The organism is Paracoccus methylovorus (genome assembly GCF_016919705.1).
GTDB lineage: Bacteria > Pseudomonadota > Alphaproteobacteria > Rhodobacterales > Rhodobacteraceae > Paracoccus > Paracoccus methylovorus.
In genome coordinates this window covers 1,390,935-1,408,972 of sequence record NZ_CP070371.1, presented here as the reverse complement: position 1 = coordinate 1,408,972, position 18,038 = coordinate 1,390,935, and the positions used below count along the sequence as shown (strand labels likewise).

Genomic DNA, 18,038 nt, shown 5'->3' with positions numbered 1-18,038 from the left:
GCCCACGGCGGGGCGGCCCGCTGCGCTTATTCGTCGACGAACTGGACGGTTTTGACGTCGGGCAATTCCGAGATATCCATGGAATATTCGCGTCCATAGGAGGGGATCGGCAGATCGGCCTCCATCAGCTTCCAATCTGCCGGCAGGTCCCAGAATTTGCGGAAATCCTGCTCGAACCTTGGGCCCAACTTGAAGCTGGCAGCGAACATCTGCTGGACATGGACGCCGGCATCCTTGGTCAGGATCCGCTCGCGTTCACGGGCCATCCATTCGCGGGTCGGAATCGCCCTTGCCAGACGGTCTTTGCGGATTTCCTCGCGGCGGGCCTTGGTTGCGGCGTCATCGACCCCGAACAGACCGTCCGCGCCCTTGACGAGTTTGACGCCATAGATCGAAGCGGCGAAGCGCTCGATCAGATAGCCGCCATTCACGTCGTCGGCCACGCTTTGAGGTGTGCGGTCCAGCGGATCGCCAAAGCCCGGCCCGCCGCGCATGTAGTTCAGGTAAAGATCGTAATCCTTGAACATCGCTTCGGTGGTGATGGCCTGTTTGTCGCGCTTGATCAGTGCGTCGGGCAGCAGACTGTCCCACGTCGGATTCTCAGGGTCCTTGTCGCCGCCATGCGGGATCTCGCCGCCATCGGCAATGATCTGCTTGAGGTTGGTATCATGCGCTTCGAAGCGATAGCCCGAGGCGGCGGGATAGCCGCCCATCAGGCCCCAGTCGGAACTGATATGGCCGTTGCCCATGAAGAACATCGTCCAGTCCTTGGCGTTCCAGACCATGCGCAGCGACTGGAATCCGCAGCCACCGCGATATTTACCCGCACCGCCCGAGGATGCCTTGATTTCACGACCCAGATAGATCAGCGGCTCTGCCAGCTCCCAGATTTCCATGTCGCCCATGTCGCCTTCCGGGTTCCAGATGGCGGCGGCGTGGCTGATCCCGTCCTTGATCGCAGATGCGCCGACACCATTGGCCGCGCATTCGAACGAGTTCACTGCATGGATCTCATCATACTGGTTGAAGCCTCCGCCCTGCAGCCAGTTCGAGGTGTTGGCATTGCCGGCGTTTACCTCTTCCAGGTAGCCGCGTCCGAAATAGGACCGCGACAGCCCACGCCATAGCGCCGTCCAGGAACTGACCAGGAAGTGCCAGCTATAGCTGAAGGCCACCCGCCGGTCGTCCGGGTTCATCCATGTCCCCTTGGGCAGGCGGAACTCGGTCCCATAGGCGGCACCGTCGTTGATCATCTCGGTTGGGATCAGCGATTGCGTCATCATCACCCAGATGCCGCTGGTAAAGCTGACCGCATGGGCGTTGTAGGTATGCCACCCCCAACGGCTTGAGCCTTCGAAATCCAGCCGCCACGTTGCATCGGGGCGAATGGTGATTTCGGACGGGGTGTGCATGATCGTGTCGACCTTGGCAAAGTCGGACGGCACGCGCACGTCGTCATGGGCATAGGGCACATCGACAAAACCGACCTGGCGGTATTTGCCTGGAATGGTCATCGCCCTGATGCGGGCCTGCAGACCGACGCGTCCATGTTCGATGGATTCGTAGGCGAATTTCCAATAAGCGTCGATTCCTTCCTCGGCGATTACCTCCTCGACCAGCTTGCGGATCATGTGGCAGCCGGCGACGCGCGTGCGCTCATCCAGCATCCAATAGCGAGTGGTGCGCACCATGCGCTGCGATTCGTGCAGCCAGTCGCGCATCAATGTGTCGTTCTGGCCGATTTTGCGGCAGGTGATCGAATAGCCGTCGCCGAACCGCTGGATCTGGCCCGTGGACATCGAGCCCGGCCCGACCGAGCCTGTGTCGATCACATGGGTGACGCCGCCGACCCATCCGATCAGCTTACCCTCGTGAAAGATCGGCACGATGGTGTGGATGTCGCAGGGATGCACGTTGCCGATCAGGCTGTCGTTGTTGCAGAAGATGTCCTTGTCGCGGATTCCCGGGTTCGATTCCCAATCATTCTCGATCATGTATTTGATCGCGGCACCCATCGTGCCGACGTGGATGATGATGCCGGTCGAGGTCAGGATCGCATCCCCCGCTGCATTATAAAGGGTGAAGCACAGCTCCCCCTCCTGCTCCACGATGGGCGAGGCGGCGATTTTCTTGGCGGTCTCGCGCGCATCCACCACACCGGCCCGAAGTCGCGAAAACAGCTTGTTGTAAAGGATCGGCTGGCTGTCGCGCATCTCCATCTTGGTGATGCCGCCATAATGGCCGGTCCGTTTGGTTGCCTCCATCAGCCGGTCGCGGTGTTGTTTCAGGGTTTCGCCGCCACGGACGAGGCCCTCGACTTTTGTCTGCATATTCATGGTTCTTCCTCCCTTAGACTTCTTTCAGGTGGAACAGGCGATGGCCGTCCAGGAACGTCTCGAAACCGCCGGGCACGACGAAGGTGGTCGCGTCGGATTCGATGATCGCGGGGCCGTTGATACGGTTGCCGGGTTTCAGCGTTTCCATCTGATAAAGCTGCGCATCGACCCATTTGCCGTGGCGATAGAATTTCCGCGTACCCAGTTTCGCCTCTTCGGGCGGGATCGGGCTGCCCTCTTCCTCTTTCGGGATTTTCGGCTTCGGGATCGGCACGGTGCCGCGCATGATCGCGCCGGTGACCGAGTAGCCCAATTCGGGCGAGCGCGCGGAGGCGGCATAGACACGGCCGTAGGTGTCGTTGAACGCTTCCACCAGCTTGTCCCAGTCGTCTGGCCTGCCGGCTGTCTTGATTGGGCTTTCGATTTCCAGATCGTTCAACTGGCCGCGATACTGCATCCGATAGCCGGGTGTCAGCCTGACCTGATCGGCGGAATAGCCGTTCAGTTCGAACTCTTCCAGAACGCGCTGCGCCAGTTCCTGCCAGGCATCGTCCAGCAACTTGGCCTCGGCTGCCTTTTCGTCGTCGGGCGCATCCTCTGGAATGTTGATATCCAGCGACTTGTCATAGCGGTATTCGAAATCTGCCGCAGCGCAGCCGAAGGCGCTGAAACCGGCCGCCCATGCCGGCACGATGACATCCTCGAAGCCCAACCCCTCGGTATAGCCATAGGTATGGACCGGACCCGCGCCGCCATAGCTGAAGCAGGTAAAGGAACTGGGGCTGTAACCCTTGCCGGAAATCATCGAACGCAGGTAGTCGCGCAATTCGCTGTCCAGCAGTTCGATGACACCAGCCGCCGCCTCTTCGACCGACAGGCCAAGCGGATCGGCGATCTGTTCCTTCATCGCATCCCAGGCGCGTTGACGGTCCAGCTTGACCTGTCCGCCCAGGAAATTGTCCGGGTTCAGATAGCCCAGGATGACATGGCAGTCGGAAATCGTGACCGTCTCGATCCCCGATTCCGCCCAGCAAACGCCGACCCGATAGCCCGCCGAATCCGGACCCAGCTTGATGGCCTTGGTATAGGGATCCAGCCGGATATATGAGCCGGCGCCGGAACCCACCGAATCCATCGCGACCAAAGGCAGGGACAGCACCAGTCGTGCCATGTCGGGGTCGTTACGGATCGTCAGTTCGCTTTGGGTGATGAGCGCCACATCAAAGGACGTCCCGCCGATGTCCGAGCAGGCGATATTCTTGTAGCCCAGCACTTCACCAAGATACTTTGCGCCGATCACGCCGCCTATCGGACCAGAGACGATGGTCCGCGCCAGTTCCTTGGCCTTCCAACTGATGGTGCCGCCGTGGGTCGCCATAACGCGCATGTCGAATTTCGACCCGTTGTCCTTGAACGCCGACGAGATCTTTTTCAGTGTCTGGCGCGACGGTTCGGCCGCGAAAGCCTCTAGAATCGTCGTATTGGTGCGGTGGGTTTCCTTGCGCACCGGATAGTAGTCGACCGACGCAAAGACCGGGATCTGCTTGCCCGACGCCTTCAGCTCTTCCAGCACGATGTCGCGCACGCGGCGTTCGTGGGTGGGGTTCTTGTAGCTGTGCAGCAACGAGATGACGATGCCTTCGACATCCTGTTCGATCAGCTCGCGCGCGGCCTGCCGGGCGGTGTCTTCGCGCAACGGGATGACGACCGTGCCGAACATGTCGACGCGCTCCATCGCGCCCCGCGTCAGATGGCGCGGAACCAACGGTTCATCATAGTAATGCGTATTCAGGTGGATGCGGTCTTCATAGGCAAAGCCCAGATAGGCCTGGATGGCGCGGCCCATGCGGTGGAAATCCTCCATCCCCGCATTGACGATCAGACCGCAGCGCAGGCCCTTGCGCTGGACCACGCGGTTCAGCATCGCGGTGCCCGAGTATACCCCGGTCTGGATCGAGGACAGCGCATCCTCAAGGCTCAGCCCCCAGGCCGCCAGCCCCTCTCTTGAAGATTCGATCAGCCCCAGCGCCTCGTTTTCGGGGGTGGACTGGGCTTTGCCGACGACGAACTCCCCATCCGCATCGACAAAGAATGTGTCCGTCATCGTTCCGCCGGCATCGATGCCGAGCACCTGAACGGACCGTTCGCTCTTTCTGTCAAGTGGCACGTCAAACTCCTCCTTTGACCAGACCCGCCGTGATGGGGCGGGCAGGGTTTCAGGATGGAACCGATCGCATCGGCCGGGTTGTCCGATGTTCGGACGCGGTGACGGACATGCTGCGGACGCGAATTCAGCGCCGGGACGGCCGCTCGATCCGAAGTGCGTCGAGCTTCAGGTAAAGCGTCGATCGCGCGATTCCCAGCCGCCGTGCGACCTGGGTCATATTGCCCTGCGATTGTTCGATTGCCGCAAGGATCTGCGCGCGCTCTGCGTCGCGCAGGGTATCGCCGTGCCGCGCCGGAGGTCGGCGGAATTCTGGGGGCAGGCTGCGATGGTCGATCAATCCGTTGGATGCGACGGCCAGCAGCATTTCCACCAGATTGGTCATTTCGCGCAGGTTGCCGGGCCAGTCATAGGCGGTGAACGCCGTCAGAGCCGAGTTGGTAAAGTTCAGATTGCGTCCCGGCGCTGTCTTTTGCCGGACAATGGCACGCAGATGCGGCAGGATCTCATCGCGCCGATCGCGCAGCGGCACCAGGTCAAGACGAGCGACCGCAATGCGAAAATACAGATCGCCGCGAAAACGACCCGCCCTCATCTCATCCGACAGGCAGCGGGTCGAGGTGGTGACAAGCCGCATGCCCGCCTGCGCCGCCTGCTCAACAAGGTTCAGCAGCAGTTTCTGTGCGTCGGGTGGACAACCGGCCGGGCTTTTAAGATGCAGCGTTCCCCCCGCCTGCGAAAGCCGCTCGACCAGCCCATCCGCCAGATCGCGCCGCAGCCCCTCTGCCGTCAGCAGCGAACAGTCCAGCCGTACAAATGGCCGGTCGGGCATGGAGCCCGCATGGTGGATCGCCTCGGCCAGCGTCGCCTTTCCCGCTCCGGTCTCGCCCTCGATCAGGACCGGCAGTTGCATGGGCGCCAGCCGGGCGGCCTGCGAACAGATCTGTGCCAACACCTGTCCGACCCGCGCCATGGTTTCAAGATTCAGCGGGTTCTGGGTGGTCGTCGGGCGGCTTTGTCGCTTGCTAAGCAGGATGCCGATTCGGTTGTCTCCGTCCCGCACCAGTTCAAGATCCACGCCGGGCAGCAATGTCTGGATCGAGGAAACCAGTTGCTCTTCCGGCTGATCCAGAAGTTGGGGCAAGGTTTCGCGCAGTTGCTGAAATGCAGCCTCGTCGTCGATCAGTTGCTGGGCGTTGTCGGTCGACAGAACGCCAAGACCATAGCGGTCCAGCACCGCCAACGGTGTATTGCCGCGCCGCAACCTGCGAAGACTGGCGATCTCTGTCAGTTTTTCTCGTTCCGTCAGCAACAGTTGGCGCAGCATCGTTTCGGCCTGCATGGCCAACATGGCAGACAGCGCGGCGCTGTCCGAACGCAATGCCTCTGCCGGCCAGGATACATCGATGACGCCAAGGATGTGATCCGTTACGGGATCGCGGACGGGTGTTGCCGAACAGGACCAGCGCTGGATTTCCTCGGAAAAATGCTCGGTGCGGAAGACCTGCGTGGGCATGCCGGTTCGCAATGCCATGCCGATTGCATTCGTGCCGATATCTTCCTCCAGCCAGCGGCCACCTGAATGCAGGTGGTTTTCGCGGCCCATTTCCAGTGTCGCGGGATCGCCAACCTGATCGATCACCATGCCTTGGGAATCGCAAAGCAGGATCATGTTTCCCGAGCGATTAAGAAGATAGCCGGCATTCTGCGATGCCGGACGGGCAGCCCGCATGAACCGGCCGGCCTGTGCGCGGGCCCGTTGCAGTTGCGCCTCGTCAGCCAGCGGGGCCCGTGTCAGCCCGGTTGCCAGAACACCCGAGCTGCGCTTCCACGATTCGACGATCTCTGTCCGCGCGGATTTCGGCACCCGGCCGATTGCACGGAAATTTTCCCAATCCTGCTTCGAAACACTATTCGGCATCCCCCCTCTCCGCCAGCCACGGACCCCTCCCTTGATCCGGTGGCGGCACTATCGCATGGACGCGGCTTGGTCGGCCAGACTGTTGACTGGCTACCCAAGTCTTGAAGAAATCATTATCGCAATGCCGTCCCCGCACCTGTTGTCCGAATTTCGGACAGTTCGGACAGACGGCAGTTATCCGGCACGGGCCCGCCTGCCAGCCGGAGAAGCCGTCTGCACCACGTCAAATTCCCAATCGGCCCACAGGTAGAAGGTAAGCATTGCAGGGTTATTCCGAAAGCGAATAGTTCAGTCTGCCTTGGCACTGGCCAAGCCGGCATTGCGGGCCTATCACGCCGCTTGGGCGCCTTTCACTCGCCAAACCCCGGGACTTCCGCTCCGCCGGCCCTATCGCCGGGCAAAAGACGAAAACCATGATCATCCCACCCCGTTACACCATCTTTTCCCTTGTTGTTCTGGCGGCAATCCTGTCGCTGGCTGCCATCTTTTTGATTTCCCCTTGGTTCAGCCTTGTCGCTGTGTTGCTGGTGCCGCTGGCGCTGCTTGGGATTCATGACCTGATGCAGACCCGCCATGCGATTTTGCGCAACTACCCGGTGATTGGGCATATCCGCTTTCTGATCGAGAACTTCCGCCCCGAGATCCGCCAATACATGATCGAGGGCGATCAGGACGAACTGCCCTTCAGCCGGCAGGCCCGCGCCCTTGTCTATCAGCGCGCCAAGGGGGCCGAGGACAAGCGCCCCTTTGGCACCATCGAGAACGTCTACAGTTCGGGCTATTCTTGGCTGACCCATTCGGCGACGCCCATGCATATCCCGGATTCGGACTTCAGGGTCCACATCGGCGGCAAGGATTGCCGGCAGCCCTATGACGCCAGCCTCTACAACATCTCGGCCATGAGCTTTGGTGCGCTGTCGGGCAATGCGATCCTGGCGCTGAACAAGGGGGCGAAGAAGGGCGGCTTTGCGCATGACACCGGCGAGGGCGGGATCAGCCGCTATCACCGCGATGGCGGCGGCGACCTGATCTATCAAGTGGCCTCGGGTTATTTCGGGTGCCGTAACGACGACGGCAGCTTTTCGCGCGAGAAATTCGCGAAAACCTCGGCCGATCCGCAGATCAAGATGATCGAGATCAAGCTGAGCCAAGGCGCCAAACCCGGTCACGGCGGGATGTTGCCTGCTTCCAAGATCTCGGCTGAAATCGCCGAGGCACGTGGTATCCCGATGGGCGTGGATTGCATCTCTCCACCCGCGCATAGCACGTTTTCAACGCCCATCGGGCTGATTGAGTTCGTGGGAGAGCTACGCGCGCTGTCCAATGGCAAACCCATCGGCTTTAAGCTGTGCATCGGGCATCGGCGCGAATTCCTCAGCATCATCAAGGCTATGCTGAAAACCGGCATCCTGCCTGATTTCATCGTCATCGACGGGGCCGAGGGGGGAACCGGGGCCGCGCCGGTCGAATTCGCCAATCGCGTCGGCATGCCAATGCTGGAGGGGCTGACCTTCGTGCATAACGCGTTACGGGGTGCGGGCCTGCGCGATCAGATCAGGCTGGGGGCTGCGGGCAAGATCATCTCGGCCTATGACATTGCCCGCGCATTTGCTCTTGGCGCCGACTGGTGCAATTCCGGACGTGGCTTCATGTTTGCCATCGGCTGCATCCAGGCACAGTCCTGCCATACCAACAAATGCCCCGTGGGCATCGCCACGCAGGACCAAACGCGCCAGAAGGCGCTGGACGTGGCCGATAAAAGCGAGCGCGTGGCGAGGTTTCACCGCAACACCATGCGTGCTCTGGCCGAGATCGCCGGTGCCGCCGGCCTGAGCGATCCACGCGACTTCATGCCTTATCACTTCATGTTTCGTCAGAAAGACAGCGTTTTTCTGGACGGGAATGAGGTTTATCCCTACCTTCCCGACGGCTTTCTACTGGCGGATGATGAATATCCCGAGTTGGCCGACTGGTACGACCGCTGGGAACGCGCCAGTGCCGAAAGTTTTGCGCCTCCGGAAATTCCATTTGGACCTTTCGGATCACAACGCAAAAGGCCAGGCATTCAGGAGCGCGCCGTTTAGACGCACGAACGTTGCTGAGATCAGGCTTCCTGCCGAATACCCCGTCGGCGACTTGGTCCAGATCATCCAAGCCTCGGGCGCGTCGGCGCACTGATGCTGGCCGGTCGCATAAATCATAACATTCTTGTCTCTGGGCAGGATTGTCTTAATCTTAACCCATGACAATATGGACCCCCGATTCCAGCGCCCTGTATCGCCCGGCATATCTGTCTTTGGCGGAACAATATGCGCGGGCTATCCGTGATGGCGTGCTGCCCGCCGGCGCCCGCCTGCCGCCGCAGCGCAGGCTGGCGGACGATCTGGGGTTGTCGGTTCAGACCGTCTCTCGCGCCTATGAGGAGCTGATCCGCCGCGGCCTCGTGGTGGGGGAAGTCGGTCGCGGCTCTTTCGTGCTGCCTGCCGGATCGGAAAACACGCCGCCCTATCTGGCCGAGCGGCTGGGTGAACTGGTCGATCTGTCGATCCTCAAACCCGTCACCGAGCGCATGCATGTCGAAACCTTCCGCGAGGGGTTGCATTGGGTGGCCGAGAACCTGTCCGTTCCGGCCGCATTGTCGTTCCGGCCCAACTCGGTCCTGCCCCAGCACCGGCAGATCGCGGCCGAGTGGCTGCGCCGCAACGGCATAGATGCCGCGCCGGAAAACATCACCATAACCGATGGCGCCACGTCAGCCATAACCACCGCGGTGATGAGCGCGGTGCCCGCAGGCGATACGCTGGCTGCTGGCGCGCTGACGCATCATTTGCTGATGCCGTTGTGCAAATACCTGGGCCTGCATCTGGAAGGGCTGCCGGTCGATGACGACGGTATCGTGCCCGAGGCGCTGGACCATCTGGCCCGCAAAGGCAGCCTGCGTGCGCTTTACATGCAGCCGGCGGCCATCAACCCGATGGCGATCATGAGCAGCGCAGAGCGGCGCGCCGAGCTTGCGGCAATCGCCCGCCGCCACGACCTGCTGATCATCGAAAACGACATGCTGAACGCGATGATCTCGAACCGGCCGCCGCCCATGGCCGTGCTTGCGCCCGAGCGGGTGCTGCATATCCACGGCTTCACCAAGACCACGCTGCCCGGATTGCGGGTCGCATGGCTGCTTTCGCCCGCCCGCCTTGCCTCGGCCACCGCCAACCGCCATCTGGTGACGAACTGGATGGCCACCCCGGCCATGGTCGAGTTGCTGAGCCATTGGATCAACGACGGCACCGTGGACAGGCTGATCGGCTGGCAACGCGAGGCCCTGCACATCCGCCACCGGATCGCCCGCGAGGTTCTGGGCACGGCCGCTTTTCGCGCGCATCCGCAAAGCCTGCACATCTGGCTGGAACTGCCGCCCGGCCGGGACGAGGATGAATTCGTCGCCCAGGCCCGCCAACGCGGGGTGGCCATAGCGTCCGGCCGCGCCTTCCGGCTGAGCGAGCGTGGGCGGCGCGATGCGGTGCGAATCGCCCTTGGCTCGACCGGGACGGACGAACTGCGGCGGGGCCTGACTCTGGTCGCCGAAACGCTGGGCGGCGTTGCCGAACCCTTGCTTCCGCTGATTTGACAGGCAAGGGACGGCAAAAAATTGTTATGATATTATTTAAACATTGACCTGATATAATCTCGCTGCAAAGTTCCTCTGGACAGCCAAAGGGGGACGCATTTGGACCAGCCGATCATTCGCATCCAGAACCTGCGCAAGTCCTTTGGGACTCTGACCGTCATCGATGGGCTGAACTTTGACGTGATGAAGGGTGAAAAGCTGGCGTTGATCGGCCCTTCGGGGTCGGGCAAAACCACCATCCTGCGCATCCTGATGACGCTTGAAGATATTTCGGGCGGTCGTATCGAGATCTGCGGCGAGCCGCTTTATCACATGCACAAGAACGGAAACGACGTTCCCGCGGACGAGGCGCATCTGCACAAGATGCGGCGTCACATCGGCATGGTCTTTCAGCATTTCAACCTGTTTCCCCACAAGTCGGTCTTGCAGAACATCATGCTGGCGCCGGTCCTGACCAAGGGTGAGGCGCGCGCCAGCGCCGAAAAACATGCCCGCGAATTGCTGGATATGGTCGGGTTGGCGGACAAGGCCGATTACATGCCTTCGCAGCTTTCGGGCGGCCAGAAGCAGCGCGTTGCCATTGCCCGTGCGCTGGCGCTGCATCCGCAGATCATGCTGTTTGATGAGGTCACTTCGGCGCTTGACCCGGAACTCGTCGAGGAGGTGCTGGAGGTGATGAAGCGCCTTGCCGCCGAAACCGACATGACCATGCTGCTGGTTACGCATGAAATGGGCTTTGCCCATGACTTCGCCGATCGCGTGCTGTTTTTCGACAGGGGCCGCATCGTCGAACAGGGCCCGCCCGCCCAGATATTCACCGCGCCGCAAGAGGACCGCACGAAGTCCTTTCTGCGCAAGATCATCGCCGCAGGACAGCGCGTGTGATGCCAACCCGACAGGAGAGAACAACGATGAAGAAATGCCTGATTGTCGCGGCCCTGCTGGCTGCACCGCTTCCCGCCATGGCGGACAAGCTGGATGATCTCAAGGAACAGGGCTATGTCCGCATCGCCATCGGCAACGAGCCGCCCTATACCGCCGTCGCCTCGGACGGCAAGGTCTCGGGCGCGGCGCCGGACGTGGCCCGCGCGGTTTTCGAGAAACTGGGCATCAAGGATCTGGAGGCTTCCATCGCCGAATATGGTGCGATGATCCCTAGCCTTCAGGCCGGGCGGGTCGATGCGATCACTGCCGGCCTGTTCATGAAGCCCGAACGCTGTCAGGCCGTGGCCTATTCCGAGCCGATCCTGTGCGATGCCGAGGCGCTTTTGGTGCCCAAGGGCAACCCCAAGGGCTTCAGGTCCTATGCCGATATCGCAGCTGACGCCTCGGCCAAGCTGGGTGCTCCGGGCGGCGGGACCGAGGAAAAGCTGGCGCTGGATGCCGGCGTGCCGCGCGACCGGCTGGTCGTGGTGCCCGATCCGCAATCGGGGCTGAAGATGGTGCAGGACGGCCGTATCGACGCCTATTCGCTGCCGGTCCTGTCGCTGAACGATCTGCTGGGAAAGTCGGGCGACGGCAATCTTGAGGTTTTTGCCCCGGTCGAGGGCGCGCCGGTCTATTGCGACGGTGCCGCTTTCAACAAAAAGGACACTGCGCTGCGCGATGCCTTTGACGTGGAACTGGCCAAGCTGAAGGAATCGGGCGAGTTCGCCGCGATCGTCGAGCCCTATGGCTTCTCGGCCGCTGCGGCCATGTCCACCACGCGCGACGCGCTCTGCGCCGAGTGACATCGGGGCGGGGGACGACCCCGCCCATCCCGACAACGAAAAAGGACAGGCACAGCGCATGGGCGACTGGGCAGGATATCTGACACTCATCCTTCAGGGGGCGTGGGTCACGGTCAAGCTGACCATGATGGGTTCGGCCCTGGCGCTTGTCGTGGCCTTCATCGCCGGGCTGGGTCGTATTTCGCGCCACGCCTGGCTGCGCTGGCTTTCCACGGTTTACATCGAGTTCTTTCGCGGCACCTCGATCTTTGTCCAGTTGTTCTGGATCTATTTCGTCCTGCCGATGACCGGGGTCGAGCTGACGCCCATGCAGGCCGGCGTCATGGCGCTTGGCCTGAATGTCGGCGCCTATGGGGCCGAGGTGGTGCGCGGCGCGATCCTTGCCGTGCCGCGCGACCAGTATGAGGCTTGTATCGCGGTCAACCTGACCCGCTTTCAGCGCATGCGTCACATCATTCTGCCGCAGGCGCTGCCGCTGATGCTGCCGACGTTCGGCAACAATGCCATCGAGCTTCTCAAGGCCACCTCGGTCGTTTCGCTGATCTCGCTGACCGACATGACCTTTCAGGCACAGGTGGTGCGTTCGCAGACCGGCAGCACGTTGCTGCCCTTCGTGACGATCCTGCTGCTGTATTTCGCCATGTCCTCGGCCATTTCCTTCGGCATGCGCCGGTTGGAGCGGCGGGTGACGCGCGGTCTGGACGGGGTGCGCTGATGGAGTGGGACTGGGACTTTGCTTGGTCGATCATGCCGACGCTGCTGTCCGGCTTCAGGATCACACTGATCGCCACGGTGCTTGGCGCCATCGTCGCTGCCGTTCTGGGGCTGGTCTTTGCCATCCTGCGTCGCTCGCCCAACCGCTGGGTTGCGCGCATCACGGGGTTCGTCGTCGAGTTCATCCGGGGCACGCCGCTGCTGGTGCAGCTTTACTTCATCTTTTACGTCCTGCCCGGCCTTGGCCTGCGGCTGCCGGCGCTGACCGCCGGGGTGATCGGAATGGGCCTGCATTACGCCACCTATACCGCCGAGGTCTATCGCGGCGGCATCGAGTCGGTCGCGCGCGGGCAATGGGAGGCGGCAAAGGCCACGAACCTGACCACGCGCCAGACATGGCTGCATGTGATCCTGCCGCAGGCGGTGCCGCCGATGATCCCGGCCATGGCGAACTATCTGCTGGCCATGTTCAAGGAAACGCCGCTGCTTTCGGCCATTACGGTGCTTGAACTGATGAATCAGGCGAAATCGGTGGCGAACAGTTCCTATCGCTATGTCGAGCCGATGACGCTCGTTGGTGTCATGTTCCTGATCGTCAGCGTGATCTCGGTCATCGTGCTACGCTGGCTGGAACGCCGCTATGGAGGGGGCTCACGATGAACCTGCTGTCTGTCCCGGTCGATCTGGACCACCGCCCCCTGCCGCGCCGGATCGGGCTGGTGACGCTGGCCACCGACCACACCACCGAGGTCGATTTTGCGGTCCTGCCCCCGCATTGCGTGGGTGTCTATGCCACCCGCATTCCCTTTGCCAATCCGGTAACGCCTGAAACGCTGGCCGCCATGGCGCGGGACGTGACGGCGGCGGCGGCGTTGATACTGCCGGACGAGGATCTGGACGCGGTCGTCTATAGCTGCACCTCGGCCTCGGTCGTGATCGGGGATCAGGCGGTGCGCGAGGCGATCGGGCTGGGCAAGCCCTCGGCCCAGGCGATCACGCCGATCTCGGCCGGCTTTGCGGCACTGCGGGCGCTGGAGGCGCAGCGGATCACGCTGCTGACCCCCTATACGCCCCGGACCACCCAGCCCATGGCGGATTGCTTTGAAGGCGGCGGGTTTGCGCTGCAAGGCGTGTCCTGCCTGAACCTGACCGACGACCGCGAGATGGCGAGGATTTCCCACGCCACGATCATCGAGGCTGCCAGGGCGGCGCTGGCGCCTGACAGTCAGGCATTGTTCATCGCCTGCACCGCCGTCCGGGCCTGCGCGATCATAGACCGGATCGAGGATGCCGTGGGCGTTCCCGTCGTCTCGGCCAATTCCGCGACGCTTTGGGCCGCCGCCCGCGCCTGTGGCGTGACGGGCGCAGTGGCGCCGGGCCAGTTGATGAGGGCCGCATGAGCGTGACGCTGGACGATATCCGCGCCGCGGCCGGGCGCATCCGCGGGCATGTAATCGAAACCCCGCTGATCCGGGACGAGGCGCTGTCGGAACGGCTGGGGCAGCCGGTCTGGCTGAAATGCGAATACCGCCAGACGACGGGTGCCTTCAAGCTGCGCGGCGCGACCAATGCCATCCTGTCGCTGCCGCCCGATGCGCTGGCGCGGGGTGTCGTTACCGCTTCGACCGGCAATCATGGCCGCGCGGTGGCGCATGCCGCCCGGGCCATTGGCGTGCCTGCGACCATCTGCCTGTCGCGGCTGGTGCCGGACAACAAGGTGCAGGCGATCCGCGATCTGGGGGCCGAGGTCCGCATCATCGGCGCGTCGCAGGACGAGGCGATGGTCGAGGTCGCCCGCGCCGTGGCCAGCGAGGGCATGACCGAGATCCCGCCCTTTGACCATGAGGCGGTCGTCGCGGGCCAAGGCACGTTGGGGCTGGAGATTGCCCCGGTGGAAGCCGAGGCCGTGTTGGTGCCCCTGTCGGGCGGCGGGCTTGCGGCGGGCGTCGCGGTGGCCATCAAGGCGCTGTCGCCCGCGACGCGCGTTATCGGCCTGACGATGGAAAACGGCGCGGCGATGGCCGCAAGCCTTGTCGCCGGTCATCCCGTCGAGGTCGTGGAAACCCCCAGCCTTGCCGACAGCCTTGGCGGCGGCATCGGTTTTCAGAACCGGGTCACCTTTGCGCTGTGCCGCGCTTTGCTGGACGATGTGATCCTGCTTCACGAAGCCGAGATTGCCCAAGCCATCCGCCATCTTGGCCGCGCCGGCCATATCGTCGAGGGCGCGGCTGCCGTGGGCCATGCCGCCCTGCTGGCTGGTCGCTTTGTCCCGAAAGGCCCGACCGTCACCATTCTGTCGGGTGCGAATATCGACCCCGCATTGCATGCCCGCATCATGGCCGGCGCTTCGGAGGCCGCATGAGACCGCCCGTCACCATCCTGACCGAAACCGACCTGCGCGCCCTTGTGCCGCTGGACGCCGAGGCCATCGCCTGCATCCGCGAGGCCTTTGTCGCATTGGCGACGAAACCTGTGGCCATGCCGCCGATCCTGCGGCTGGATATTCCCGAACACCGGGGCGAGGTCGATGTAAAGACCGCCTATGTGCCGGGGCTGACGCATTTCGCCATCAAGATCTCGCCGGGGTTTTTCGACAACCCCTCACTGGGGTTGCCCTCGACCAACGGCATGATGGTGGTGCTGTCCTCGCGTACCGGGCTGGTCGAGGCGTTGCTTCTGGACAACGGCTATCTGACCGATGCGCGCACTGCCGCCGCTGGCGCGGTGGCCGCCGATGCTCTGGCCCGGCCGGATGCCGTAACCGCCGCGATCCTTGGCGCGGGGATGCAGGCCCGGATGCAGCTTCAGGCGCTGGCGCTGGTGCGCCCGCTGACCGGCGCGCGGGTCTGGGCGCGCGATCCGGCCAAGGCGCAGGCTTTCGCAGAGCAGATGACGGCAAGCCTTGGCATGCAGGTCAACGCCGTTGCGACCGTGGCGCAGGCCACGCGCGGGGCGGATCTGGTGGTCACGACCACGCCTGCGACCATGCCGATCCTTGGCGTGGGGGATATTGCCCCCGGCGCCCATGTCACCGCCATGGGCTCGGACGCCGGGCACAAGAATGAAATCGCCCCAGAGCTGATCGCCGCCGCGCATTACGTTGCCGACCGCCTGTCCCAGACCCGCGAACTGGGCGAACTGCACCATTCGCCGCTGGCCGCGCAGGATTTCCCCGAGCTTGGCCAGATACTTGCCGGACAAGCGCCGGGCCGGACCGATCCGCAGCAGATCACCCTGGCCGACCTGACCGGGACCGGCATTCAGGACACCGCCATCGCCACTCTGGCCCTTGCCCGCGCGGGCAAGGCCGGGGCCGGCCAGAACTTCACCCTTTGAGAGCAACCGCCATGACAGAAGTCGCATTGAAGTTCACGCGCCAGGAATATGCCGAGCGCCTTGCCAAGACCCGCCGGGCGATGGAGGAAAAGGGCGTCGATCTGCTGATCGTCACCGATCCGTCGAACATGAACTGGCTGACCGGCTATGACGGCTGGTCGTTTTATGTCCATCAATGCGTCGTGGTGCCGCCGGATGGCGAGCCGATCTGGTACGGCCGCGGGCAGGACGCGAATGGCGCGAAGCTGACTGCCTATCTGCGCCATGAAAACATCATCGGCTATCCCGACCATTACGTGCAGAACCCCGCCATGCACCCGATGGACTATCTGTCCGGCATCCTGCGCGACAAGGGCTGGGGCGCAAAGCGCATCGGCGTCGAGATGGACAACTATTGGTTCACCGCCGCCGCCTTTGCCAGCCTGACCAAGAACCTGCCCGACGCGCGCTTTGCCGATTGCACGGCACTCGTGAACTGGCAGCGCGCGGTGAAAAGCCCGCAGGAGATCGCCTATATGCGCAACGCCGCGCGTATCGTGGAGGCAATGCATGCGCGCATTTTCGACCGGATCGAGGTCGGCATGCGCAAATGCGATCTGGTGGCGGAAATCTATGACGCAGGCACGCGCGGGGTCGAGGGGATCGGCGGCGACTATCCGGCAATCGTGCCGCTGCTGCCTTCGGGACGCGATGCCTCGGCACCGCACCTGACCTGGGACGACAAGCCGATGAAATCCGGCGAAGGCACCTTTTTCGAAATCGCCGGTTGCTACCACCGCTATCATGTTCCGCTGTCGCGCACGGTGTTTCTGGGCAAGCCCACGCAGGCTTTCCTTGATGCGGAAAAGGCGACGCTGGAGGGGATGGAGGCCGGTCTTGCCGCCGCAAAACCCGGCAATACCTGCGAGGACATCGCCAAGGGCTTCTTCGACGTGCTGGCGAAATACGGCATCGTCAAGGACAACCGCACCGGCTATGGCATCGGCGTCAGCTATCCGCCCGACTGGGGCGAGCGTACGATGAGCCTGCGTTCCGGCGACAGGACCGTGTTGCAACCCGGCATGACCTTTCATTTCATGACCGGCCTTTGGCTGGAGGACATGGGGCTGGAGATCACCGAATCCATTCTCATCACCGAAACCGGCGTCGAATGCCTTGCCGATGTCCCGCGCCAACTTTTCGTGAAGGACTGACGCCATGTTGCAGATGCAACTGATCCCTTCGCCCATCTCGGCGACATTGGATTTCGCGGCGCCAGGGGTCAGCCACGGTTTCCTGCGCCTGCCCTATTCGCGCGACGACGCGGCCTGGGGGTCGATCATGATCCCCATCACCGTGGTCAACAACGGCGAGGGGCCGACCGCGCTTTTGACCGGGGCCAACCATGGCGACGAATACGAAGGGCCGATAGCGCTGTTCGATCTTGCCGCGACCATCCGGGCCGAAGACGTCACCGGCCGCATCATCATCGTGCCGGCGATGAACTATCCGGCATTCGGTGCGGGCACCCGCACCTCGCCGCTGGACCGGGGCAACCTGAACCGCAGTTTTCCGGGACGGCCGGATGGCACGGTGACGCAAAAGATCGCGGATTACTTTCAGCGCGTGCTGCTGCCCATGGCCGATGTGGTGCTGGATTTTCATTCGGGCGGCAAGACGCTGGACTTCCTGCCCTATTGCGCCGGCCATATCCTGTCCGACAAGCGGCAAGAGGCGGCGGCATTCGATCTTGTCCGTGCCTTCGGGGCGCCATGGTCGGTCAAGATGCTCGAGATCGACGCGGTCGGCATGTATGACACGGCGGCCGAGGAAATGGGCAAGGTCTTTGTCACCACCGAACTTGGCGGCGGCGGGACCTCGTCCGCGCGCACCGCCGGGATCGCCAAGCGGGGCTTGCGCAACCTGCTGATCGCCGCCGGCGTGATGAAGGGCGGGGTTCAGGCCCAGCCGACGCAATGGCTGGATATGCCGGACGCCGATTGCTTTACCTTTGCCGAGGATGGCGGGCTGATCGAGTTTCTGGCCGATCTGGGCGATGTGCTGGAAAAGGGCCAGCCCGTTGCCCGCATCTTTCCGGTGATGCGCACCGGCCTTGCCCCCGTCACCGTCCATGCCGGCCGGTCGGGCCTGATGATGGCGCGACATTTCCCCGGCATCGTCAAGCCCGGCGATTGCGTGGCGGTGATCGGCGTCGAGGTGGAGGAATGAC

General features: G+C 62.9%; 14 protein-coding genes. 11 read left to right on the top strand and 3 right to left on the bottom strand.

Features of this window, described 5'->3' with window-relative positions:
• Nucleotides 1–26: 26 nt before the first annotated feature.
• The 3 genes from JWJ88_RS20065 to JWJ88_RS20055 all read right to left on the bottom strand — a co-directional run bounded on the left by JWJ88_RS20065 (nucleotide 27) and on the right by JWJ88_RS20055 (nucleotide 6,421).
• Nucleotides 27–2,336 carry a hydantoinase B/oxoprolinase family protein gene (locus tag JWJ88_RS20065; RefSeq protein WP_205296176.1) on the bottom strand — a complete coding sequence of 770 codons (2,310 nt, stop codon included), beginning with the start codon at nucleotides 2,334–2,336 and terminating at the stop codon, nucleotides 27–29.
• 13 nt (nucleotides 2,337–2,349) lie between these two features.
• Nucleotides 2,350–4,503, bottom strand: coding sequence for a hydantoinase/oxoprolinase family protein (locus tag JWJ88_RS20060; protein WP_205296175.1), 2,154 nt, complete (start codon nucleotides 4,501–4,503; stop codon nucleotides 2,350–2,352).
• A gap of 124 nt (nucleotides 4,504–4,627) precedes the next feature.
• Complete coding sequence (locus tag JWJ88_RS20055; RefSeq protein ID WP_205296174.1) at nucleotides 4,628–6,421, bottom strand: sigma-54-dependent Fis family transcriptional regulator; 1,794 nt, start codon at nucleotides 6,419–6,421, stop codon at nucleotides 4,628–4,630.
• A 413-nt stretch (nucleotides 6,422–6,834) separates the two neighbouring features.
• Here JWJ88_RS20055 and JWJ88_RS20050 point away from each other — a divergent pair, with 413 nt between their 5' ends.
• The 11 genes from JWJ88_RS20050 to doeB all read left to right on the top strand — a co-directional run bounded on the left by JWJ88_RS20050 (nucleotide 6,835) and on the right by doeB (nucleotide 18,037).
• On the top strand, nucleotides 6,835–8,505 hold the full coding sequence (locus JWJ88_RS20050) for an FMN-binding glutamate synthase family protein (protein ID WP_205296173.1): 1,671 nt from the start codon (nucleotides 6,835–6,837) through the stop codon (nucleotides 8,503–8,505).
• A gap of 158 nt (nucleotides 8,506–8,663) precedes the next feature.
• A complete protein-coding gene (ehuR, locus tag JWJ88_RS20045; protein ID WP_205296172.1) occupies nucleotides 8,664–10,049 on the top strand; it encodes a MocR-like ectoine utilization transcription factor EhuR in 1,386 nt (461 codons plus the stop codon).
• A 99-nt stretch (nucleotides 10,050–10,148) separates the two neighbouring features.
• Nucleotides 10,149–10,934, top strand: a complete 786-nt coding sequence (gene ehuA, locus JWJ88_RS20040; protein ID WP_322985840.1) for an ectoine/hydroxyectoine ABC transporter ATP-binding protein EhuA — start codon at nucleotides 10,149–10,151, stop codon at nucleotides 10,932–10,934.
• A 26-nt stretch (nucleotides 10,935–10,960) separates the two neighbouring features.
• Nucleotides 10,961–11,779 (top strand): ectoine/hydroxyectoine ABC transporter substrate-binding protein EhuB, encoded by an 819-nt coding sequence (gene ehuB / locus JWJ88_RS20035; protein ID WP_240200314.1) that lies wholly within the window; start codon nucleotides 10,961–10,963, stop codon nucleotides 11,777–11,779.
• Nucleotides 11,780–11,837: 58 nt separating this feature from the next.
• Nucleotides 11,838–12,494, top strand: coding sequence for an ectoine/hydroxyectoine ABC transporter permease subunit EhuC (ehuC, locus tag JWJ88_RS20030; protein ID WP_205296170.1), 657 nt, complete (start codon nucleotides 11,838–11,840; stop codon nucleotides 12,492–12,494).
• Entirely contained in the window at nucleotides 12,494–13,153 is a 660-nt protein-coding gene (gene ehuD, locus JWJ88_RS20025) for an ectoine/hydroxyectoine ABC transporter permease subunit EhuD (protein WP_205296169.1), read from the top strand. Before ehuC ends, ehuD begins: the two co-directional genes overlap by 1 nt.
• The gene (locus tag JWJ88_RS20020) at nucleotides 13,150–13,893 is read left to right on the top strand and encodes an aspartate racemase/maleate isomerase family protein (protein ID WP_205296168.1); all 744 of its coding nucleotides are present in this window, start codon (nucleotides 13,150–13,152) and stop codon (nucleotides 13,891–13,893) included. Before ehuD ends, JWJ88_RS20020 begins: the two co-directional genes overlap by 4 nt.
• On the top strand, nucleotides 13,890–14,855 hold the full coding sequence (eutB, locus tag JWJ88_RS20015; RefSeq protein WP_205296167.1) for a hydroxyectoine utilization dehydratase EutB: 966 nt from the start codon (nucleotides 13,890–13,892) through the stop codon (nucleotides 14,853–14,855). Before JWJ88_RS20020 ends, eutB begins: the two co-directional genes overlap by 4 nt.
• Nucleotides 14,852–15,829 (top strand): cyclodeaminase, encoded by a 978-nt coding sequence (locus JWJ88_RS20010; protein ID WP_205296166.1) that lies wholly within the window; start codon nucleotides 14,852–14,854, stop codon nucleotides 15,827–15,829. Before eutB ends, JWJ88_RS20010 begins: the two co-directional genes overlap by 4 nt.
• Before the next feature lie 11 nt (nucleotides 15,830–15,840).
• A complete protein-coding gene (gene doeA, locus JWJ88_RS20005; RefSeq protein ID WP_205296165.1) occupies nucleotides 15,841–17,022 on the top strand; it encodes an ectoine hydrolase DoeA in 1,182 nt (393 codons plus the stop codon).
• 4 nt (nucleotides 17,023–17,026) lie between these two features.
• Nucleotides 17,027–18,037 carry a N(2)-acetyl-L-2,4-diaminobutanoate deacetylase DoeB gene (doeB, locus tag JWJ88_RS20000; protein ID WP_240200313.1) on the top strand — a complete coding sequence of 337 codons (1,011 nt, stop codon included), beginning with the start codon at nucleotides 17,027–17,029 and terminating at the stop codon, nucleotides 18,035–18,037.
• Nucleotide 18,038: the final 1 nt, after the last annotated feature.